The 19,400-nt window shown below is 69.2% G+C and carries 21 protein-coding genes; 15 read left to right on the top strand and 6 right to left on the bottom strand.

The genetic code is table 11. The annotated features are described in order from the left end of the window. The first annotated feature begins 16 nt into the window (after window positions 1–16). Complete coding sequence (locus K368_RS0118870) at window positions 17–715, top strand: MOSC domain-containing protein (protein WP_027173694.1); 699 nt, start codon at window positions 17–19, stop codon at window positions 713–715. A 72-nt stretch (window positions 716–787) separates the two neighbouring features. Beyond that, a complete protein-coding gene (locus K368_RS0118875) occupies window positions 788–1,942 on the top strand; it encodes an AAA family ATPase (protein WP_027173695.1) in 1,155 nt (384 codons plus the stop codon). Window positions 1,943–1,951: 9 nt separating this feature from the next. On the opposite strand, the gene K368_RS0118880 is transcribed toward K368_RS0118875, so the two are convergent. From K368_RS0118880 to K368_RS0118895, 4 genes are all read right to left on the bottom strand, one after another. Next, window positions 1,952–2,992: a hypothetical protein gene (locus K368_RS0118880; protein ID WP_027173696.1), complete on the bottom strand. Its 1,041-nt coding sequence runs from the start codon at window positions 2,990–2,992 to the stop codon at window positions 1,952–1,954. Window positions 2,993–3,092: 100 nt separating this feature from the next. Next, window positions 3,093–3,938 carry an enoyl-ACP reductase FabI gene (gene fabI, locus K368_RS0118885; protein ID WP_018043432.1) on the bottom strand — a complete coding sequence of 282 codons (846 nt, stop codon included), beginning with the start codon at window positions 3,936–3,938 and terminating at the stop codon, window positions 3,093–3,095. Window positions 3,939–4,052: 114 nt separating this feature from the next. Then, window positions 4,053–4,988, bottom strand: coding sequence for a DnaJ C-terminal domain-containing protein (locus K368_RS0118890; RefSeq protein ID WP_027173697.1), 936 nt, complete (start codon window positions 4,986–4,988; stop codon window positions 4,053–4,055). Window positions 4,989–5,170: 182 nt separating this feature from the next. Next, window positions 5,171–5,614: an RT0821/Lpp0805 family surface protein gene (locus tag K368_RS0118895; RefSeq protein WP_155935246.1), complete on the bottom strand. Its 444-nt coding sequence runs from the start codon at window positions 5,612–5,614 to the stop codon at window positions 5,171–5,173. A 261-nt stretch (window positions 5,615–5,875) separates the two neighbouring features. Between K368_RS0118895 and pdxH the strand changes: the two genes are divergently transcribed. Further along, the gene (gene pdxH / locus K368_RS0118900; protein WP_081739618.1) at window positions 5,876–6,454 is read left to right on the top strand and encodes a pyridoxamine 5'-phosphate oxidase; all 579 of its coding nucleotides are present in this window, start codon (window positions 5,876–5,878) and stop codon (window positions 6,452–6,454) included. 182 nt (window positions 6,455–6,636) lie between these two features. Here pdxH and K368_RS0118905 read toward each other — a convergent pair whose 3' ends face one another. Next, window positions 6,637–7,758 (bottom strand): aldo/keto reductase, encoded by a 1,122-nt coding sequence (locus K368_RS0118905; RefSeq protein ID WP_027173700.1) that lies wholly within the window; start codon window positions 7,756–7,758, stop codon window positions 6,637–6,639. Between the two features lie 96 nt (window positions 7,759–7,854). Between K368_RS0118905 and K368_RS0118910 the strand changes: the two genes are divergently transcribed. The 6 genes from K368_RS0118910 to K368_RS0118935 all read left to right on the top strand — a co-directional run bounded on the left by K368_RS0118910 (window position 7,855) and on the right by K368_RS0118935 (window position 12,517). Beyond that, the gene (locus K368_RS0118910) at window positions 7,855–8,760 is read left to right on the top strand and encodes a LysR family transcriptional regulator (protein ID WP_027173701.1); all 906 of its coding nucleotides are present in this window, start codon (window positions 7,855–7,857) and stop codon (window positions 8,758–8,760) included. Between the two features lie 410 nt (window positions 8,761–9,170). Then, window positions 9,171–9,893, top strand: a complete 723-nt coding sequence (locus K368_RS0118915; RefSeq protein WP_036266505.1) for an SDR family oxidoreductase — start codon at window positions 9,171–9,173, stop codon at window positions 9,891–9,893. After that, on the top strand, window positions 9,886–11,043 hold the full coding sequence (locus K368_RS0118920; RefSeq protein WP_027173703.1) for a hypothetical protein: 1,158 nt from the start codon (window positions 9,886–9,888) through the stop codon (window positions 11,041–11,043). The genes K368_RS0118915 and K368_RS0118920 overlap by 8 nt, the downstream gene beginning before the upstream one ends. 18 nt (window positions 11,044–11,061) lie before the next feature. After that, window positions 11,062–11,547 (top strand): NUDIX hydrolase, encoded by a 486-nt coding sequence (locus K368_RS0118925; RefSeq protein WP_027173704.1) that lies wholly within the window; start codon window positions 11,062–11,064, stop codon window positions 11,545–11,547. A gap of 143 nt (window positions 11,548–11,690) precedes the next feature. Beyond that, the gene (locus K368_RS0118930; RefSeq protein ID WP_245259701.1) at window positions 11,691–12,095 is read left to right on the top strand and encodes a TIGR02301 family protein; all 405 of its coding nucleotides are present in this window, start codon (window positions 11,691–11,693) and stop codon (window positions 12,093–12,095) included. 167 nt (window positions 12,096–12,262) lie between these two features. Beyond that, the gene (locus K368_RS0118935; protein ID WP_019903771.1) at window positions 12,263–12,517 is read left to right on the top strand and encodes a hypothetical protein; all 255 of its coding nucleotides are present in this window, start codon (window positions 12,263–12,265) and stop codon (window positions 12,515–12,517) included. 120 nt (window positions 12,518–12,637) lie between these two features. On the opposite strand, the gene K368_RS0118940 is transcribed toward K368_RS0118935, so the two are convergent. Beyond that, window positions 12,638–13,972 carry a dihydroorotase gene (locus tag K368_RS0118940; RefSeq protein ID WP_027173706.1) on the bottom strand — a complete coding sequence of 445 codons (1,335 nt, stop codon included), beginning with the start codon at window positions 13,970–13,972 and terminating at the stop codon, window positions 12,638–12,640. A 154-nt stretch (window positions 13,973–14,126) separates the two neighbouring features. On the opposite strand from K368_RS0118940, the gene K368_RS0118945 reads away from it, so the two are divergent. The 6 genes from K368_RS0118945 (at window position 14,127) to dxs (ending at window position 19,343) form a co-directional block, all read left to right on the top strand. Then, a complete protein-coding gene (locus tag K368_RS0118945; protein WP_027173707.1) occupies window positions 14,127–14,978 on the top strand; it encodes a folate-binding protein YgfZ in 852 nt (283 codons plus the stop codon). 114 nt (window positions 14,979–15,092) lie between these two features. Beyond that, window positions 15,093–15,713 (top strand): DNA-3-methyladenine glycosylase I, encoded by a 621-nt coding sequence (locus K368_RS0118950; protein WP_027173708.1) that lies wholly within the window; start codon window positions 15,093–15,095, stop codon window positions 15,711–15,713. Then, window positions 15,710–16,303: an HD family hydrolase gene (locus K368_RS0118955; RefSeq protein ID WP_027173709.1), complete on the top strand. Its 594-nt coding sequence runs from the start codon at window positions 15,710–15,712 to the stop codon at window positions 16,301–16,303. The genes K368_RS0118950 and K368_RS0118955 overlap by 4 nt, the downstream gene beginning before the upstream one ends. Continuing rightward, window positions 16,303–16,815: a protein-tyrosine-phosphatase gene (locus K368_RS0118960; RefSeq protein WP_027173710.1), complete on the top strand. Its 513-nt coding sequence runs from the start codon at window positions 16,303–16,305 to the stop codon at window positions 16,813–16,815. The genes K368_RS0118955 and K368_RS0118960 overlap by 1 nt, the downstream gene beginning before the upstream one ends. A 161-nt stretch (window positions 16,816–16,976) precedes the next feature. After that, the gene (locus K368_RS0118965) at window positions 16,977–17,261 is read left to right on the top strand and encodes an exodeoxyribonuclease VII small subunit (protein WP_027173711.1); all 285 of its coding nucleotides are present in this window, start codon (window positions 16,977–16,979) and stop codon (window positions 17,259–17,261) included. 96 nt (window positions 17,262–17,357) lie between these two features. Beyond that, window positions 17,358–19,343 (top strand): 1-deoxy-D-xylulose-5-phosphate synthase, encoded by a 1,986-nt coding sequence (gene dxs / locus K368_RS0118970; protein ID WP_027173712.1) that lies wholly within the window; start codon window positions 17,358–17,360, stop codon window positions 19,341–19,343. Window positions 19,344–19,400: the final 57 nt, after the last annotated feature.

Consider the following 19,400-nt stretch of genomic DNA (forward strand, 5'->3'; position numbering starts at 1 on the left):
ACGGTGGGGGCCGACCATGCGTGTGACGATCGATGCCGTGTTGATGGGGCGGGTCGCGCCTCTCGGGCCGACCGGCAAGCCCAGCGGCATCGATAAGTCGGCCTCGTCCGGCCCTGTGCGGATCGGGTTCGAGGGGCTGGACGGCGACGAGCGGGCGGACCGTCGTCACCACGGCGGCCCGGAGAAGGCCGTCCATCACTATCCGCTCGATCACGCGCCGGCCTGGCGAGCCGACCTTCCCGGAGCGCCGGCACTGGTGGAGCGGCCGGGTGCTTTCGGCGAGAACCTCTCGACCCACGGACTCACCGAGGCCGACATCTGCGTCGGTGATCTCTGGCGCGCCGGTACCGCCCTGCTTCAAGTGAGCCAGGCTCGTCAGCCGTGCTGGAAGCTGAACGCCCGGTTCGGCGTGCCCGACATGGCCGTGCGCGTACAAAAGACCGGGCGGACCGGCTGGTATTACCGCATCATCGAGACTGGCACGGTCGGGGCGGGAGACGATCTCGTGCTGGTGGAACGGGCGCACCCGGACTGGCCGCTGTCGCGGCTGCTGCGGGTCTTCTATGTCGACCGGCTCGATCGGGCGGCGCTGGCGGAGATCGCCGCCCTGCCGTCCCTGTCGACGTCCTGGCGAACCCTTGCCGCACGACGCCTCGACAAGGGGCTGGTGGAGGATTGGAAACCCCGGCTGCAGGGGAATGCGAGCTCCGCCTGACCCTCCCGAGCGCTTGCTCGCGATGGCCGCATGCGATTCGACTGGCTCCGCATCTTCGACGAAGGCGGCCCCATGCTCACCGTCCGTAACATCTCCTCCACCGGGTATCGGTCCCTCAGGCGTATCGGCTTCCCGGTGGATGCCCTGTCCGTGTTCATCGGGGCCAACGGCGTCGGCAAGACCAACCTCTACCGGGCGCTCGAACGCCTGCAGGCGGCCGCCGCCGGTACGCTGGTGCGTGATCTCGCGGCGGAAGGCGGAATGGACTCGGTCATCTGGGCTGGATCGCGCAGCGGCAAGGGCCCGGTGCGGGTGGGATGGACCGTCGAACTCGGCGACGAAGCGACGGCCTTCGTCTACAAGTACGAGACCGAGGTCGGTCTGGTCCCTCGGACGGGAGACGGCCCAAGCGGGGCGGCCTTCCTCCTCGAGCCGCAGATCAAGCGGGAGCGGCTCACCGTCCTCTCGGACCGGCGGCCGGCGATCATGCTCAAGCGCGACGGACCCGCCGGCTTCGCGCGCGGCGATGACGGCCGCAAGCGTGCCTTCGGCACGAGCCTCCTCGCCACCGCAACCGCGCTCGCGGCACTTCAGGACGCAGTGGCGTTTCCGGAACTGCATCTCGTCCGGCGCGCGCTGCTGGATTGGCGCTTCCATCACGATTTCCGCACCGACGCGGCCTCGGCTCTGCGCCGGCCGTGCCTCGCGGTCACCACGCCGACCCTGTCGTCGGACGGATCCGACCTCGCCGCCGTGTTCGCCACCCTCCGGCATATCCGCCAGGACACCGTCGATCTCGACGAGGCAGTGGCCGACGCCTTTCCCGGCGCGCACCTCGTGATCCCGTCGCCGGGCCGCGAGGCGAGCTTCGGGATGGTCTTTCCCGACTATCCCAAGCGCGTATTCGAGGCCGCCGAACTGTCGGACGGCACGCTTCGCTACCTCGCCCTCGCCGGAGCTCTCCTCGCCTACCGGCTTCCGCCCTTCATCGCCCTGAACGAACCGGAGACGAGCCTCCACCCTGACCTGCTCGATCCCCTGGCGCGAATGATCGTCAAGGCCTCGCAGCGAAGCCAGGTCTGGCTGGTGACCCATTCGGAGCGCCTCGCCGACGCGATTGCGGCTCACGGCGGCGTGTCGCCCCGCCGGGTGGTCAAGCGGGAGGTGGCGACCTGGATCGACGGGCTCAAGCTGTCGGGAGAGTTCGCGGAAATCGAGGACGCCTGAAGCTGGCGCTCATGCCCCGTCAGCGTGGTCGGGCCGCCAGCGGCGGAGCTGCTCCGGCAGCCACCGCATCATCGCCCCACCGATCCTGTCGGCATGGCGCTGGTAGAGGATGCCGAGGCCGATCAGGCCGAGACCGATGAGCGACAGGGCGAAGGGGAAGAGCAGCGAGTCCTGGAAGACACGGTTCGCCAGATCGCCGAGATAGAGCGCCACGCCGATGGCGCCGAACACTGCGTAGATCCGCCGCGAGAGGAAGATGGCGAAGCCGATGAGGGCGACGTTCAACAGGGCATAGAGCGCCTTCGCCACCTCGCTGTCGGAGGATTGCCACGTCAGGGCGCCCCAGAAGGTGAGGATGCCGGACAGATGGAGCCAGAACGCGTAATCCGTCCGCTTCTGGCACAGGTCCACCGCCCAGGCGAAAGCGATGAGGCCGAGGCCGAACCAGAGCGAGATCGTCCGGCGGGTCTCCCAGTCGAGATCCGGCCGCGTGGCCCAGACGCCGATATCCATGGACAGGAACCACAGGGCCACCGCCGCGATCAGGGTGATGAAGCCAAAGCGCGTGGCGCGCAGGGCGATGGCCGACGCCACGAGGGTTGCCGCTTCCATGGGCACCCAGCCGCCCTTGATCCAGGTGAAGACGTCGCGATAGGCGCCCGGCCGGCCCTGCGCGCCCCAACCCCAGCTCTCCTGCAGGCCGTAGACGGCGAGCGGCGTCATGGCCACGGAGCAGGCGATGAGGAGGCCGCCGGGGATCGGCAGGTCGTGCGTGGTGCGGAGGTGCCGCCCGGCGGCGACGAAGGCGCCCGCGTAGATCAGGGCAGTGGCGGTGAGGGCCGGTCCGCCCATCAGCCCGAAGGCAAGGGTCGAGAACAGGCCCATGGCGCCGATGACCACCAGGGCACCGGCATACCAGAGCACGTGGGCGAGATCGAAGGAGACGGCCCGTCCCGGTCGTGTGGCGTAGAAGGCAGCGAGCGCGCGTGCCTGTTCGGCGGTGATGATCCCGGCGGACGCCGCATCATCGAAAGCGAAGCGGGTCTTCATGGTGACAGGGCCTCGGCCGGACGCGGCCCCGGAGCGGGTCGGCCCTTCGCCTTATCCGCCGGGGCCCGCCGGCGCGGAGCGCTCCCGCACGCGGCCCGCCTCACTCCTTGCTGTCGAGCCTCAGATCCGGCGCGTCCGGGTTCTTCATGCCGACCACGTGGTAGCCGGCATCCACATGGAGGATTTCGCCGGTCATGCCGCGAGACATGTCGGAGATGAGATAGGAGGCGGTCTCGCCGACCTCCTCGATGGTCACGGTCCGGCGCAGGGGCGCGTTGTACTCGTTCCACTTGAGGATGTAGCGGAAGTCGCCGATGCCGGAGGCGGCCAGGGTCTTGATCGGGCCGGCAGAGATCGCGTTGACGCGGATCTTCGAGGGGCCAAGATCGGCGGCGAGATAGCGCACGGAGGCTTCCAGCGCCGCCTTGGCGACGCCCATGACGTTGTAGTGCGGCATCCATTTCTCGGCGCCGTAATAGGTCAGCGTGAGGAGCGAGCCACCATTGGGCATCAGCTTCTCGGCGCGCTGGGCCACCGCCGTGAACGAGTAGCACGAGATCATCAGCGACTTGGTGAAGTTCGCCTCAGAGGTCTCCACGTAGCGGCCCGTCAGCTCGTCCTTGTCGGAGAAGGCGATGCAATGGACGACGAAGTCGATCCCCTGCGGGAAGACGCGGCCGGCTTCGGCGAAGACGGCGTCGATGGAGGCGCCGTCGGTGACGTCGCAATGGCCCACCACATGGGCGTCGAGCTCGCGCGCCAGGGGCTCCACCCGCTTCTTCAAGGCGTCGCCCTGGTAGCTGAAGGCGAGCTTGGCGCCGTGGGCATGGGCGCTTTTGGCGATGCCCCAGGCGATGGACCGGTTGTTGGCGACACCGAGCACCAGACCGCATTTCCCGGCGAGCAAGCCGCCGACGTGATCGTGTACCGGGTTCGTGTCCGCCATGAGTCACCTGAGCCAGAGGCCGTCGCGCGCCGGAGCGGACCCGTCCGGACCTGGGGGGAAGCACTCGCGCCGAGGCATCCTTAGCGGAGGTGCGCCGGGGACGGAAGTCCGCGCCTACGGCTGTCCAGAGGCGGCGCGCGACGCCCGGCGCCCGTTGGCATAGGCGAGAAGGGCCTCGTCCTCGCTGGCGGGAAGGGAAATCGCCGTGGTGGCAAACAGGTCTCCGCGGCTGCCGTCCTTCTTTGGCAGGCCCTTGCCCTTGAGGCGGAAGGTCCGGCCCGAGCTCGTCATGGGGGGCACGCGCATTTCAACCGGGCCGGTGAGCGTCGGCACCCGGATCGGGCCGCCGAGGATGGCATCTTCGAGGGGGAGGTCCATGGAGGTGCGCAAGTCCGCTCCGTCCAGGGTGAAGCGCGGATGCGGCAGGATGCGGATGGTCAGGAGGGCGTCGCCCGGCGAGGAGCGCGGGCCGCCGGGGTTCCCGAGGCCGCGCAGGCGGATGGTCTGCCCATCCACGACGCCCTTGGGGATCACCACGTCCACGTCGCGCGAACCCAGCGAGATCCGCAGCTTCTCCTCGCTCGCCACCTGCTCCAGGGTCACGGACAGCTCGGCCGCGAGATCCTCGCCCTTCATCGGTCCCCTGGCGCCCGGTCCGGCACCGCCCCGGAACGTGTCGCCGAACAGGTGAGAGAAGATGTCCTCGCCGATCCCGCCGCCGCCCGCCCGGTTGCGCGCCGCGCCCTCGAAGTCGAAGCCCGCGGAGCGGGCGCCGCCCTGGCCGCCGCCGAAACCACCGAACCCATCGAAGCCGGCCGGTGCGCGGGGCTTGCCGTCGGCATCGATCTCGCCACGGTCGAACTGGCCGCGCTTGCCCGCATCGCCGAGGATCTCGTAGGCGCTGTTGGCCTCCGAGAAACGGTCCTTGGCCTTGGCGTCGTTCTTGTTGGTGTCGGGGTGGTAGGCCTTGGCGAGCTTGCGATAGGCCTTCTTGATGTCGGCCTCGCTGGCGCCCTTGGCCACACCCAGCACGTCGTAGGGATTGCGCATCGTCTGATATCGGTCTCGGTGCCGCACTGGGCCGGGCTCATGCCCGCCCCTGTCGAAGTCTTCCGCTATGTGGAATGGCTGTTGCTTCTCTGCAACGGTCGTCCGCCAGGATTCGACGGTTCGGTCCACGCGTCAACCCGCCGCCCCGCCGGACGATCCCACATGTCAGGACGATCTTGGCGTCAGGCCTTCGCTTTGGCCATGCGGATGCGGGTCAGTTCCCATTCGCCCCCCGAAGGCTTGCAGCCGGTGCCGCGCACGAAACGACTGCGCGCGGGCGCGATGACCGAGGCGAGGAAGTCCCGGCAGATGAGGTCGTTAGCGACATAGGGAAGGCCCGTCGGGCTGATCGATCCGCGCAGGGACGAATCCGGGTTGTCCCATTTCACCGGGCGGCCGTTGCCCTGCGGATCGAGGGCCACCGCCAGGGCCGCGTGCGCCCGGCGCCAATCCTCGTCGGACATCTCGCCGCCGAAGCTCCTGGGGCGCTTGTCGATGCTGCCCGTGACCAGGGGCTCGGGGACCGTCACGTCCGGCTCCGTCTTGCTCTCGCTCTGGAAGGTGAGGATCGGAATTCCGCAGCCGGCCAGCGACAAGGCCAGGGCCACGCTGCCCGACGCCAGCACCGCCGCGCACCGGGCGCGGGCGGGACGGGGTGCGACGACGGCACGGCTTGAGACGGGTTGGGCTTTACTCTCGCTCCGACGCATTACACCTGTTCTCACGACGTGACTCGAACGACGACAAATCGTGTCCCACGTCGGTGCCCCCGACCCGGATCTCACCAGCAGGATTACGCCTTGGATCGGTTAAGGATCGATGAGCCGGCCCCGTCCGGCAGTGTCTCACCCGCTGCCTCCCCCCTCGGGGCCGGTGGAGACTTCACGTTGTCCACAGACCCCTGGGGGTTGTTCGCCGCCTGGATGGGCGAGGCCGAGGGCACGGAGCCCGAGGATCCCAACGCCATGGCGCTTGCCACGGCCGGCTCCGACGGTCTGCCCGATGTGCGCATGGTTCTGCTCAAAGGCGCCGACGAGCGCGGCTTCGTCTTCTACACCAATGTCGATTCGGCCAAGGGCGAGGAACTGGCGCAGAACCCGCAGGCCGCCCTCGTCCTGCATTGGAAGAGCCTGCGCCGGCAAGTCCGCGCGCGCGGACCCGTGAGCCACGTGTCGATCGAGGAGGCCGACGCCTATTTCGCGAGCCGCCGCCGCGAGAGCCGCATCGGCGCCCATGCCAGCCGCCAGTCGCGGCCGCTGGCCGACCGGGCCACTCTGGAAGCGGAGGTCGCCGCCCTGTCAGCCCGCTACGAGGACCAGCCGGTGCCGCGCCCGGAGAACTGGACGGGGTTCCGCATCGCCCCGGTCTCGATCGAGTTCTGGCAGGACGGCCCCTACCGCCTCCACGACCGCGTCCGCTTCACCAGGGCCGGCGGTGGCTGGAGCGGGGCGAGACTTTATCCGTGAATGGACGGGACATGCCGCCCCGTCCGGCAAGAGGTGGGCCTCCGGCCGGGCGGGGCATTGTGACAACGAAGCCGGGCATTTGCCCCAGGTCTGCACCGATCGATGCTCGTTCGTTACTTTGGGGCGTTGGCGGACATGGAGGCTACGTATGCCCGGGACCGAGTGAGCGACCCAAGGCTTTCTCAGGGCACCTCGCCCGCGGCCCGAACCTGCGCGCCGCCGAACACGGCTGCCTGCCGCAACGGCGGTCGCGATAAACCATAGATCAGACGCGGCTCCGCCGGTGCGCTGAGCGCATCGAGCGCGGTGCGATGCTCCGGGGAGAGCACGAGATCAAGCGAAGCGATGTTGTCGGTGACTTGCGCCGACCGGCTGACGCCCATCAGGGTTGAGACTACGCCCGGTCGGCCCACGACCCAAGCGAGCGCGACGCGCGCTGGCGATTGGCCGATGGCCTCCGCCACCCGGCGCACCCCTTCGACGATGTCCCAGTTGCGTGGCGTAAACAGGCTGTCGCCAAACGGATTGGCCCCATCGAGCCGCTTGTCGTCGGCGGGACGCGCCTCGCCCGACTGCGCCGCGTCCTTCGGCAGGCCGCCCGCACGCGGCCCCGCCGCCTCCACCGTCTCGCGGTCGTACTTGCCACTCAGCAGCCCGTAGGCAAGCGGCGACCACGGCACCACGCCTAAGCCGAACTCGGTGGCGAGCGGGATGTGCTCGTCCTCCAACTCCCGGTTCACGAGCGCATAGAAGTATTGCAGCGCGATCGGCCCCGGCAGGCCACGCAGTGCCGCCAGCGTCGCTATCTTGGCGACGTACCAAGCAGGGGTGTTCGACATGCCCCAATAGCGAATCTTCCCAGCTCGCACGAGACCGGCCATGGTCTCCAGCATCTCCTCGGCCGGCGTGATCCCGTCCCAGACGTGCACCCAGTAGAGATCGACGTAGTCGGTCCGCAGGCGGCGCAGCGAGCCTTCCAGCGCCGCGTGGACGTGCTTGGCACCGTTACCGCCCCGGTGCGGCCCCTTGCCAGTGGCGAACCCCGACTTGGTCGCGAGGACGATCCGGTCGCGCAAGCCACGCTCGCTGATAAAGCGCCCGAGCATCGCCTCGCCCTCGCCACCCGCGTACACGTCGGCCGTGTCCACGAAGTTGCCGCCACGGTCCAGATAGGCGTCGAGCACGGCGCAGCTGCCGGCCTCGTCCAGCCCCCAGCGCGCCGTGCTGAAGGTCATGGTGCCGAGCGCGAGCGGACTGACCGCAAGGCCGGAGCGCCCGAGCGTGCGATAATGCGTGAGATCCATTGTTGCATATCCTTGCTGATACCAGACAGGATAGCGCTGCCATCCGCAGGGGATTAGCCTGAATCATCGGAAGGGGTTTATGAGCAGAGCTCAAGAATGCGACGGGGCACACTCGATGATCTCGCGGCCTTCGCTGCGGTCGCGCGCACCTGCAGCTTCACGCGTGCGGCGGCTGAACTCGGCCTGTCGCCCTCGGCGCTGAGCCACGCCGTACGGGGGCTGGAGGAACGGCTCGGGGTTCGGCTGCTTGCGCGCACGACGCGCAGCGTCGCTCCTACGCCGGCGGGCGAGCGGCTTGTGCGCTCACTGGCCCCTGCTCTGGCGGAAATAGAGTGCGGGCTTGCGGCGCTCGCCGACTGGCGCGGCGCGCCGTCCGGTGCCCTACGGCTGACGACCTTCTCATCGGCCGCGCGGCGGGTGCTCGACCCGGCCTTGCCGCGCTTCCTCCTCGATCATCCAGCCGTCTCGGTCGAGGTCGTCATCGACGATCGCCTGACCGACATCGTCGCGGCACGGTTCGATGCCGGCATCCGCTTCGGTGAGACGGTGGAGCGTGACATGGTAGCAGTGCGCCTGGGGCCGGACCTGCGTACGGTCGTGGTCGGCACTCCCGCCTACTTCGCGCACCATCCGCGGCCAGAGACACCGGCCGACCTGGAGACGCACAATTGCGTCAATTACCGGCTGGTCGGCGGGGGTGGATTGCTGCCGTGGGAGTTCACGCACAAGGGTCAGGACATGGGCCAGGACGTGCGGATGCGCGTAGGCGGCCAGCTCACCGTCAACGATGCGGTCCTTGCAGGGGCGGCCGTGCGGGCCGGTGCTGGACTCGGCTACATGCTTGAGGACGATGTGGCCGCCGACATCGCGGCGGGCGACCTCGTGCAGGTTCTGACGGACTGGTGCACGCCTTTTCCAGGCTACCACCTCTATCATCCGAGTCACCAGGCGACACCGGCGCTTCGTGCCCTGATCGACGCCGTGCGTTGGGTCGAGGCATGACCCGTTCCGTTCCGACGCAGGCGAATTCTTTTACGAGCGGTTCGTGGTCGTTTCGCCCCGCAGAGCAGTCCGGCTGCTTTGCGGCAGCTGAGAAGATGGGTCAAACGACGAGCTGGCTCGGGATCAGGCACTCGATCGGGCTGACATGTCGAACTGAGACACGACCCCGACGTCTTTGTCTCCAATCGACGGCGGGTGAGGGTTCGCGAAACGAGCGACGGCGATTGTATCGCAGTCCCCCTCTCGAAGAGCGCCGACCAGGACTTGCTGCGACGCGGGATCGACCCTGGATTTCCCGGCCGGCGCGGCTTAGACCTGGGCATGGCACGGCGGGATGATCTCGGCTGTCCACCGCCTCCGGATCCTGAGGAACGGCCTTGGCCATATCGAGCAATGAACGCCGCCGCGTCATGCTGCTGACGGGCGCAAGCCGCGGAATCGGCCACGCCACGGTCAAGCGCTTCTCCGCTGCGGGGTGGCGGGTGATCACCTGTTCCCGCCATGCCTTCCCGGAGAATTGCCCCTGGGAGATGGGTCCGGAGGACCACCTCCAGGTCGATCTCTCGGACCCGGAGGATACGATGCGCGGCGTGGCGGAAGTCGCCGGGCGCCTCGCCGACGAGGGCGGCCTGCTCCATGCCCTGGTCAACAATGCCGGCATCTCGCCCAAGGGCTCCAACGGCGAGCGCCTCGGCGCCATCGCCACGGAGTTCGGCGACTGGCGCAAGGTGTTCCAGGTCAACGTCTTCGCACCCCTGCTCCTGGCGCGCGGTCTGTGCCAGGAACTCACCCGTGCCAAGGGCTCCATCGTCAACGTCACCTCGATCGCGGGCTCCCGCGTGCATCCTTTCGCGGGCGCGGCCTATGGCACGTCGAAGGCGGCGCTCGCCGGCCTCACCCGCGAGATGGCCAGCGATTTCGGCCCCCTCGGGGTGAGGGTGAATGCGATCTCGCCGGGCGAGATCGATACGGCGATCCTCTCGCCCGGCACCGACAAGATCGTGGCCGGCATCCCGCAGCGGCGCCTCGGCACGCCCGACGAGGTGGCCAAGGCGATCTATTTCCTCTGCACCGAGGCCTCGTCCTACGTGAACGGCGCCGAGTTGCACATCAACGGCGGCCAGCATGTCTGAACGAGGTGCGTTCTCGGCGCTCCTCGCGATCTCCGTTCTCGTCGTCTCGCTCCTGGGCGCGCAGCCCGTCCGGGCAGATCCGGTCGTCACGATCCTCGACCTGCCGTTCAGGGCGCGCGCCATGCGCGGCCCCGGCAGCGAAGTGTCCCTGGCGGTGGCGACCTCGGGCCTCCTTCCGCTCGCCCGTCCCAAGGGGTTGAAGGGTGAGGTGGTGGAGGATGTGTCCCTGGCCGTCCTGTGGGGCGACGAGGGCGGCGCCGCTCTGACCCTCGCCGACGGCAAGGTCGCCACCACCCTGCTCGGTGTCGAGGCCATCGACGGACTCGCGGTCTCCGAGACCCCGCGCGGCGCCGTTCCCGGCACCCGGCGCGCGACTCTCGGCCCGCTCAGTGCCCACCTGTCCGACCCCGTCCGCCCCAATGCCAGCGAGTTCGGGCGCGCGGGGACGCTCACCATCCGCGAGCGCCAGCCGGTGGGGATGAGCGCCGATCCGAAACCCGTCCCCATCGTGACCACCGCCGTCACCGCCGGTCACGGCGCCGCCTTCGCCCTGCGCCGCCCCATCGCGATCCTCATCGACGGCCGGCCGGTCATCGTGGCGGTGACGGCGCAGGATGGCGGATCGGCCCTTGTCGTCGTCGGCAAACCTTCGGCGGAGTTGAACAAGCCCTCGGCGGAGCCGGACAAGGCTTGGTCCGTCCTCGCCCGGAGTCCCGTCCAGGCGGCGGGGCCGGGTGGGCATTCGCTGACACTCGCGGCGATCGGCGATGTCTCGAAAGCCGGACAACCCCGGATCGCTGCGGTGGCGGCGCCTGACGGGGCCGGCATCCTCCAACTCTGGGCCTATGAGGCCGGAGCCCTGCGACTGGTCGGCGAGGCCACCGGCTACACCACCCTGTCCCCGGGCGAGGACGGGGCCGATTTGTCGGCCGTCCTCGACGCCGACGGGGACGGCGTTGCCGAACTCGCTGTGCCGGTGGTGGATCGGAGCGCCCTGGCCATCCTGTCCCTGAAGGACGGCATCCGCGAGGTGAAGCGCATCCCCCTTCCCGGCCTTGCCGCCTTCGGCGTCGCCGCCATCGGCCACGGCCCTCGCACGCGTCTTCTCGTCGGCCTCGCCGACGGGCGGGTGGCGCTCATCTCTCCGTAACCGAGAAACGTCGCGCCCATGAGCGAAGCAGCGAGCGAGGACGGCTCCGACGTCCGGCTCTTCCCGGTGCGCCCTTTCCTCGGCGCGTCCATCGCCGTCATCCGCGACGGGCGGGTGCTGCTGGCCGCCAGGGCCAACGAGCCCCTGCGCGGGGTCTGGACGCTTCCCGGCGGGCTGGTGGAGTCCGGCGAGACCTTGGCGCAGGCGGCCTTGCGCGAGTTGGGGGAGGAGGTCGGCGTCTCGGCCGTGGTCGTCCGCTCGCTGACCCCGACGGAAATCATCCTGCGGGCCGAGGACGGCCGCGTGCGCCATCATTACGTCGTCCATCCCCACGCCGCACTCTGGACCGCCGGCGAGCCGGCCCCCGGCCCCGAGGCCCTGGACGTGCGCTGGGCGCGTCCGGAGGAGCTTGCGGACCTCGCCACCACGCCGGGATTGCAGGCCACGGTGGAAGAGGCCTTCGCGCAGGTCGCTGGCCTGAGTGGCGATACGGGATCCCGATGAGACCCACGCGCGCCTCGCCCCGGCCGGGGAACGGTGTAAACCTGCAGGATGAGGTTCGCGGCGGTGGAGGACGGGGCGTGGCTGTGTCGAGGGTGAGATATCGCCTGTCGCCCGTGCTGCTGCTCGCCGCCCTTGCGGTGGGCATGCCCGACCTGGCTTCGGCTCAGCAGCGTGCCACCCCGGCGCGGCCGGCGCAGAAAGCCCCGGAGAAGGACAAGGAGCCCCCTGCTCCCGCCGAGCCGCCACCGGCTCCCTATGACCGGGACCTGATGCGGCTCTCCGAGATCATCGGCTCCCTCTCCTTCCTGCGCAGCCTGTGCGCGGCGCCGGACGCCGCCGAATGGCCGATCCGGATGAAGGCGTTGATGGAGGCCGAGGGGGTGACGCCGGGGCGGCGGGACCGTCTCGCCGGGGCGTATAACCGCGGCTATCGCGGATACTCCCTCACCTACCGGGCCTGCACGCCGTCAGCGACGGAGGCGGCGTCCCGCTACGTCGCGGAGGGGGAGCGGCTGTCCCACGCCCTGGCCAGCCGTTTCGGGGGCTGAGGCGGCGATGTGTCTTTCGGGAGACAGGGCACAAGGCTGAAGGAAATTCGTCGTATTCGACCGCCGGCGTTAACCGCTTCGCAATTCTTGGCTTCCCGAGGCGCGGGCCTCGGCATATGTTTCGGTCATCCGCCGAGCCATTCTTCGGCGCAACCGATGTTATCGCCATGCAGATCGACACCGCCCCCGCGCCCTTCGAGGCCGATCTCGACGACAAGCGTGCCGCCCTCGGCTACGTGTCGGAAGCGTTCGCGGAAGGCTGTCTCGACGGTCTCGACGGCGATTGCATGGCCCAGGCCGCCCTGTTTGCCGCCTTCCAAGAGCTGGTGATGACCTATGGCGAGGATGCCACTGCGCGCTACGCCGAAGGCTTTCCCGACCGCATCCGCGGGGGCGCCTTCACCACCGCTCCGCAGCATTGAGGCGCGGGACCGGGCCGCGCTCGACCCGTCGACGATGAGCGTTTGATCGATCGAGCCGCCCGGATAGAACTGGGCGGCTCGATGCGTTTCGGGGCCGTGATCGCCCCGGCGGGCGGAGCCTCAACCCTGGGGCAGCGCCTCGTCGAACACCACCGCCTCACCCCAGGACGGGCCGATGAGGTCGCCCTGCCACATCACGCGCCTGCCGCGCACGATGGTGCCCACCGGCCAGCCGGTGACGGTGACGCCGTCATAGGGGGTCCAGCCGCATTTCGACGCGATCCACGCGTTGCGGATGGTCTCGCGGCGCGTCAGGTCCACCACCGTCACATCGGCGTCGTAGCCCACCGAGAGCCGGCCCTTGCGGCTGATGCCGAACAGGCGCTTCGGCCCGGCGCTGGTCATGTCGACGAAGCGGGCGAGGGACAGCCGTCCATTGGCGACGTGGTCGAGCATGATCGGCACCAGCGTCTGGACGCCGGTCATGCCGGAGGGGGAATCCGGATAGGGCTTGGCCTTCTCCTCCATCAGGTGCGGCGCGTGGTCCGAGCCGAGGATGTCGGCGACGCCCTGCGTCAGCCCGTGCCAGATCCCGTCGCGATGGGCCGCGTCGCGCACGGGCGGGTTCATCTGCACCAGAGTGCCGAGGCGGGCATAGGCCTCGGTCCCGTCGAGGGTGAGGTGATGGGGCGTCACCTCGACGCTTGCCACGTCCTTGTGCTCGGCGAGAAAGACCATCTCCTCAGCCGTGGAGATGTGCAGGATGTGGATGCGGGCACCCGTCTCCTGCGCGATCCGCACCAGGCGCTGCGTCGCCTTCAGCGCGGCCTCGGGCGAACGCCAGACCGGGTGCGAAGACGGATCGCCCGGCACCCGCAGGTCCTTGCGCTGGCGCAGCATGGGCTCGTCCTCGGCATGGAAGGCGGCCCGGCGCCGGGTGCGCTTCAGGATCTCGGCGACGCCCGCATCGTCCTCCACGAGGAGCGCGCCGGTGGAGGAACCGACGAACACCTTGATCCCCGCAGCGCCCGGCAGGCGCTCGAGGGTGGCGACCTCATGCGCGTTCTCGTGGGTGCCGCCGACCCAGAAGGCGAAGTCGCAATGCATGCGGTGGTGCCCGCGCGCCACCTTGTCGGCCAGGGTCTCTGCGCTGGTGGTCAGCGGATTGGTGTTGGGCATCTCGAACACGGCGGTGACGCCGCCCATCACCGCCGCACGAGAGCCCGATTCGAGATCTTCCTTGTGGTCGAGGCCCGGCTCGCGGAAATGGACCTGGGTGTCGATGACACCCGGCAGCAGGTGCAGGCCGGTGCAATCCTGGCGCTCGCCCTCGGCTCGCGAGAGATCGCCGAGGGCGGCGATGCGACCGTTCCTGATGCCGAGATCGGCGGCGTGCTCGCCGTCGTGATTGACGATCCTGCCGCCGGTGAGGAGGAGATCGAAGGGTTGGTCCATCGGGGTCGCTCCTGAACGGCGTTGAGACGCGGATGGCGGCGGCTTATGTCAGCCTCGCACGGCGTGCAACGCCGTGCCCTGCCGACAGGCCCGCCGGCGCATCACTACGATGCGCGCCGGATGGGCTTTGCAGGATGACCTTCGAGGAGTTGCCATGCCGATCGCCCTGTTGCCGGACCGCGCCGTCATCGTCATCGCGGGCGAGGAGGCCACGAGTTTCCTCCAGGGCGTGGTGACGTGCAACATCGAGACTCTCGAACCGGGTGAGGCGCGGCTCGGCGGCCTGCTGACCCCGCAGGGCAAGATCCTGTTCGATTTCCTGATCTGGCGCTCCGGCGAGGGCTTTCGCCTGGATTGCCCGGCCGAGCAGGCTCCGGCCCTGGCCAAGCGCCTCACGCTCTACCGCCTGCGCGCCAAGGTGACGATCGCCGTCGACCCGACCCTGGGACTCGCCGCCGCCTGGGACGGGGCCGAAACCGCCGCCGGTACCGAGCGCCTTGGGGACGGGCGCCTCCCGGCGTTGGGCGAGCGCCTCGTCTTTGCAGAGGGCGCGTTCTCGGCCGATGCAACGGAGGCGGATTACCACGCCCACCGCATCGCCCTCGGCATCCCCGAGGGGGGACGCGACTTCGCCTATGGCGATGCCTTCCCGCACGAGGCGCTGATGGACCAGCTCGCCGGCGTCGATTTCAGGAAGGGCTGCTATGTCGGCCAGGAAGTCGTGTCGCGCATGCAGCATCGCGGCACTGCCCGTACCCGCATCGTCCCGGTGGTCTCCAGCGACGGAGAGGCCCTGACCTCCGGCGCGGAGGTGACCGCAGGACCGCGCGGGCTCGGCACGGTCGGTAGCGTGTCGGGCGCGCGCGGCCTCGCCATGCTCCGCCTCGACCGCCTCGCCGATGCGGTCGCCGCCGGTGAGCCGGTGCGGACCGGCGCGACGATCCTCGGCGTCGAGAAGCCCTCCTTCGCCACCTTCGCATTCCCGGAGGTGGCGCCGGCCGGGTGATCGGGGGTGGCCCTGACGCTCTGGCAGCGGCCGCCTTCCCCCGCGTGCGGGGAGAAGGGATGCGCACCTGAGCGCTCCTGGCGTTCTTGATCCGTTCCGATTATTCTCGGTCCCATGTCCGACGATTCCACAGGCCTGATCCATCATCCCGACGGTTGCCCGCGCTGCTGGTGGGCCGGGCTCGACCCGGTCTACGTCGCCTATCACGACACCGAATGGGGCGTACCCGAGCGTGACGGCCGGGCGTTGTACGAGAAACTGATCCTCGACGGGTTCCAGGCCGGCCTGTCGTGGATCACCATCCTGCGGCGGCGCGAGGGGTTCCGCCGGGCGTTCGCCGGGTTCGAGCCGGAGGCCATCGCGCGGTTCACGCAAGCCGATGTCGAGCGGCTGATGCAGGATACCGGCATCATCCGGAACCGCGCCAAGATCGTCGGGACCATCGCGGGCGCCCGCGCCTTCTTGGCCATCGAGGAGCGCGGACCCGGCTTCTCGCGCTTCCTGTGGGACTTCGTCGAGGGCCAGCCGATCCAGGGCCGAGCGACGGACCGGGCCGGCATCGCCACCGAGACGGAGATCTCGCGGACCATCTCGCGGGCTCTCAAGACAGAAGGGTTCAGCTTCTGCGGCCCCACCATCGTCCATGCCTTCATGCAGGCGGTGGGCATGGTGAACGACCATCTTGCCGGTTGCCATCGGCATGCCGCCTGCGCCGCCCTGGGCACGAGCCGATGAGCGCCGCCCCACGCGCCTGGCAGCGGATGCTGTCGGGCCGGCGTCTCGATCTCCTCGACCCTTCGCCGCAGGACATCGAGATCGCCGACATCGCCCATGGTCTCGCTCGCGTCGCTCGCTGGAACGGCCAGACCGCCGGGCCGCACGTCTTCTCCGTGGCCCAGCACGCGCTCCTGGTGGAGGTCATCGGCGCGGATCTGGCCCCCGGCCGGACCCGGATGCAGCGCCTCGAACTTCTGCTGCACGATGCGCCGGAATACGTGATCGGTGACATCATCTCGCCCTTCAAGGCGGCGATCGGCCCCTCTTACAAGAGTGTGGAACTGCGCCTGATGGCGGCGATCCGCCAGCGCTTCGGCCTACCGGAGCCGAATGAGGACGAGGCTCGCCTCGTCAAGCGCGCCGACGCGGTGGCGGCCCATTTCGAAGCCACAAGGCTCGCCGGCTTTTCCGAGGACGAGGCCGGCGCAGTTTTCGGGCCTCTCCACTTGGCAGCCCCGGCGGCGCTGGCGCTGATCGAGCCTTGGCCGACGGCCGAGGCTCAGTCGAGGTTCCTCTATCGTTTTCAGATTCTTACGAGCAATTCCTGATGTCGGATATTCACGTTTGCCCCCTGTCGCAATTACCCCGGACCCTGGAACGCACCGGTGCGAGCCACCTGATGACGCTGATGAAGGTCGGCACCGCCATCGCCCGCCCCGACAGCATCGCCGACGGGCGCCATTGCGTGGTCGAAGTCAGCGACATCGTCGCTCCCCTCGACGGGCATGTCCTGCCGGGCGAGGATCACGTGCGGTGCATCCTCGATTTCGCGGCCGTCTGGGACCGGGACCGGCCGCTGCTGATCCATTGCTATGCCGGGATCAGCCGCTCCACGGCGGCGGCCTATATCGCCGCTTGCGCCCTCGATCCGGAGCGGGACGAGGCCGAGATCGCCCTCGCCTTGCGCGCCGCATCGCCGTCGGCGACGCCTAATGCCCTGTTCGTGGAGATCGCCGACCGCCTGCTGGGACGCGAGGGGCGGATGTCCGCCGCCATCGCCGAAATCGGGCGGGGCGCCGACGCGTTCGAGGGTAATCCCTTCGCGCTTACGCTGGGGTGACAGCCAAGGCTCCGATCCAGCTTGGCATTATGATGAATCGAGTGTGGCCGAAACGACGCCAACCTTGACGAAGTGCTCGCCGATGGAGCAGCCAACGCCCCCCTGGGCTTGTCGGGCAGGCAGCCGCAGGCTTAGACCGGCACAATGAGGGGTACCCTGGGATGACCACAGCGCGATCCGCCGTGGCGGCGACAACCGATTCGAAAGCGTCCGACGAGGGACTCGACCTGCCGTTCGAGAAGGCGCTCGAACAGCTCGAAGAGATCGTGCGCCGCCTGGAGAAGGGGGATGTGCCCCTCGACGAATCGGTGGCGATCTACGAGCGCGGCGAGATCTTGAAGCGGCATTGCGAAGGCCTGCTGCGCAAGGCCGAGGCGCGGATTCAGACGATCACGCTGGGGCCCGACGGGCGCGCGGCGGGTGTCGCTCCCCTCGATGTCGGCTAGTCCACGAGGTCGCGATGATCCGTGGGTTTCTAAGAATTATTCATCTGCCGCAACAGGTTGCGCGCATGTCTTCCCTCCGGGCGTGAGGTTGATTCGGTGTCACGGATAGAAACCTCGATCCTCGACGGGCTTGACGAGACGTCTGCTCTTCGGGCGCTTCCCGAGAGCCGGCTTCAGGCGGTGGCGGACGCGGTGCGTCAGGAGATGATCGACGCGGTGTCGGTGACGGGCGGTCACCTCGGGTCGGGCCTGGGCGTGGTCGAGCTGACGGTGGCCCTGCATCACGTGTTCGAGACGCCCGACGACCGGATCGTGTGGGATGTCGGGCATCAGGCCTATCCGCACAAGATCCTGACCGGGCGGCGCGACCGGATCCGGACCCTGCGCCAGCCGGGCGGGCTGTCGGGCTTCACCAAGCGCTCGGAGAGCGTCTACGACCCGTTCGGGGCGGCGCATTCCTCGACCTCGATCTCGGCGGCTTTGGGCATGGCGGTGGCGCGCGACCTCGACGAGGCGTCGGCCAAGGCCAAGGGGGCGCCCGCGCCCAGGCGCCGCAACATGATCGCGGTGATCGGCGACGGCTCGATGTCGGCGGGCATGGCCTACGAGGCGATGAACAATGCCGGCGCGCTGCATTCGCGGCTGATCGTGATCCTGAACGACAACGACATGTCGATCGCCCCGCCGGTGGGGGCGATGTCGGCCTATTTCGCGCGTCTGGCCTCGGGCGGCACGTATCGCGGCCTGCGCGAGACCGCCAAGCAGCTCGGCAAGCTCCTTCCGAAGGCGATCTACCAGCGCGCGGCGGCGGCCGAGGAATATGCCCGCTCCCTGGTGGTGGGCGGCGGCACGATGTTCGAGGAGATGGGGTTCCATTACGTCGGCCCGGTCGACGGCCATAACCTCGACCACCTGCTGCCGATCCTGAAGAACGTGCGCGACTCGGACCAGGGCCCGATCCTGCTCCACGTGGTGACGCAGAAGGGCAAGGGCTACGCCCCGGCCGAGGCCTCCGCCGACCGCTACCACGGGGTGGTGAAGTTCGACGTGCTGTCGGGGGTGCAGGCCAAGGCCAAGCCGAACGCGCCGGCCTATACCCGCGTCTTCGGCGAGAGCCTGATCAAGGCGGCGGATGCCGACGACAAGGTCGTGGCGATCACCGCCGCGATGCCGGGCGGCACCGGGATCGACCTGTTCGGCAAGGCGCATCCGGACCGGACCTTCGATGTGGGCATCGCCGAGCAGCATGCGGTGACGTTCGCGGGCGGTCTGGCGACGGAGGGCTACAAGCCGTTCGTGGCGATCTACTCGACCTTCCTTCAGCGGGCCTACGACCAGGTCGTTCACGACGTGGCGTTGCAGAACCTGCCCGTGCGGTTCTGCCTCGACCGGGCGGGACTGGTGGGCGCGGACGGGGCGACCCATGCCGGCGCCTTCGATCTCGCCTATCTGTGCTGCCTGCCGAACATGGTCGTGATGGCGGCCTCCGACGAGGCCGAACTGGTGCACATGGTGGCGACCCAGCATGCCCACGATACCGGCCCGATCGCCCTGCGCTACCCGCGCGGCGAGGGGGTGGGCGTGGATCTGCCCGAGCGCGGCGAGGCCCTGCCCATCGGCAAGGGCCGGATCGTCAAGCGCCCCGAGAATGCACGGGTGGCGCTGCTGAGCCTGGGCACGCGCCTGTCGGAGGCTCTGAAGGCCGCCGACCTGCTCGAGAGCGCCGGGGTCGCCGTGAGCGTGGCGGATGCGCGCTTCGCCAAGCCCCTGGACGAGGCGATGATCCTCGATCTGGCGGCGAGCCACGAGGTCCTGGTCACCCTGGAAGAGGGGTCGGTGGGCGGCTTCGGCGCCATGGTGCTGCATCTCCTGTCGGAGAAGGGCGCTCTCGACACGGGCCGGGTGCGGGTGCGGACGCTGACGCTGCCGGACACCTACCAGGACCACAACAGCCCGGAGGCGATGTACGCCGAGGCCGGCCTCGACGCCGACGGCATCGTCAGGACCGTCCAGGCAGCGCTGCCCGAGCAGAAGGCACGGAGCGGTGCCAAGCTCGTGAGCGTCGGCAAGGGTCAGCGCTGACCGGCCGACATTCATGACAACCCGGCATCACGGCTCCGCTTCCAAGGCGGCCGTGAT

The organism is Methylobacterium sp. 10 (genome assembly GCF_000519085.1).
GTDB lineage: Bacteria > Pseudomonadota > Alphaproteobacteria > Rhizobiales > Beijerinckiaceae > Methylobacterium.

Bases quoted from the DNA above. Each gene is read 5' to 3' on its own strand.
- K368_RS0118870 (WP_027173694.1), top strand. From the start codon at position 17: ATGCGTGTGACGATCGATGCCGTGTTGATGGGGCGGGTCGCGCCTCTC.
- K368_RS0118875 (WP_027173695.1), top strand. From the start codon at position 788: ATGCTCACCGTCCGTAACATCTCCTCCACCGGGTATCGGTCCCTCAGG.
- K368_RS0118880 (WP_027173696.1), bottom strand. From the start codon at position 2,992: ATGAAGACCCGCTTCGCTTTCGATGATGCGGCGTCCGCCGGGATCATC.
- fabI (WP_018043432.1), bottom strand. From the start codon at position 3,938: ATGGCGGACACGAACCCGGTACACGATCACGTCGGCGGCTTGCTCGCC.
- K368_RS0118890 (WP_027173697.1), bottom strand. From the start codon at position 4,988: ATGCGCAATCCCTACGACGTGCTGGGTGTGGCCAAGGGCGCCAGCGAG.
- K368_RS0118905 (WP_027173700.1), bottom strand. From the start codon at position 7,758: ATGGATCTCACGCATTATCGCACGCTCGGGCGCTCCGGCCTTGCGGTC.
- K368_RS0118910 (WP_027173701.1), top strand. From the start codon at position 7,855: ATGCGACGGGGCACACTCGATGATCTCGCGGCCTTCGCTGCGGTCGCG.
- K368_RS0118915 (WP_036266505.1), top strand. From the start codon at position 9,171: ATGCTGCTGACGGGCGCAAGCCGCGGAATCGGCCACGCCACGGTCAAG.
- K368_RS0118920 (WP_027173703.1), top strand. From the start codon at position 9,886: ATGTCTGAACGAGGTGCGTTCTCGGCGCTCCTCGCGATCTCCGTTCTC.
- K368_RS0118925 (WP_027173704.1), top strand. From the start codon at position 11,062: ATGAGCGAAGCAGCGAGCGAGGACGGCTCCGACGTCCGGCTCTTCCCG.
- K368_RS0118930 (WP_245259701.1), top strand. From the start codon at position 11,691: ATGCCCGACCTGGCTTCGGCTCAGCAGCGTGCCACCCCGGCGCGGCCG.
- K368_RS0118935 (WP_019903771.1), top strand. From the start codon at position 12,263: ATGCAGATCGACACCGCCCCCGCGCCCTTCGAGGCCGATCTCGACGAC.
- K368_RS0118940 (WP_027173706.1), bottom strand. From the start codon at position 13,972: ATGGACCAACCCTTCGATCTCCTCCTCACCGGCGGCAGGATCGTCAAT.
- K368_RS0118945 (WP_027173707.1), top strand. From the start codon at position 14,127: ATGCCGATCGCCCTGTTGCCGGACCGCGCCGTCATCGTCATCGCGGGC.
- K368_RS0118950 (WP_027173708.1), top strand. From the start codon at position 15,093: ATGTCCGACGATTCCACAGGCCTGATCCATCATCCCGACGGTTGCCCG.
- K368_RS0118955 (WP_027173709.1), top strand. From the start codon at position 15,710: ATGAGCGCCGCCCCACGCGCCTGGCAGCGGATGCTGTCGGGCCGGCGT.
- K368_RS0118960 (WP_027173710.1), top strand. From the start codon at position 16,303: ATGTCGGATATTCACGTTTGCCCCCTGTCGCAATTACCCCGGACCCTG.
- K368_RS0118965 (WP_027173711.1), top strand. From the start codon at position 16,977: ATGACCACAGCGCGATCCGCCGTGGCGGCGACAACCGATTCGAAAGCG.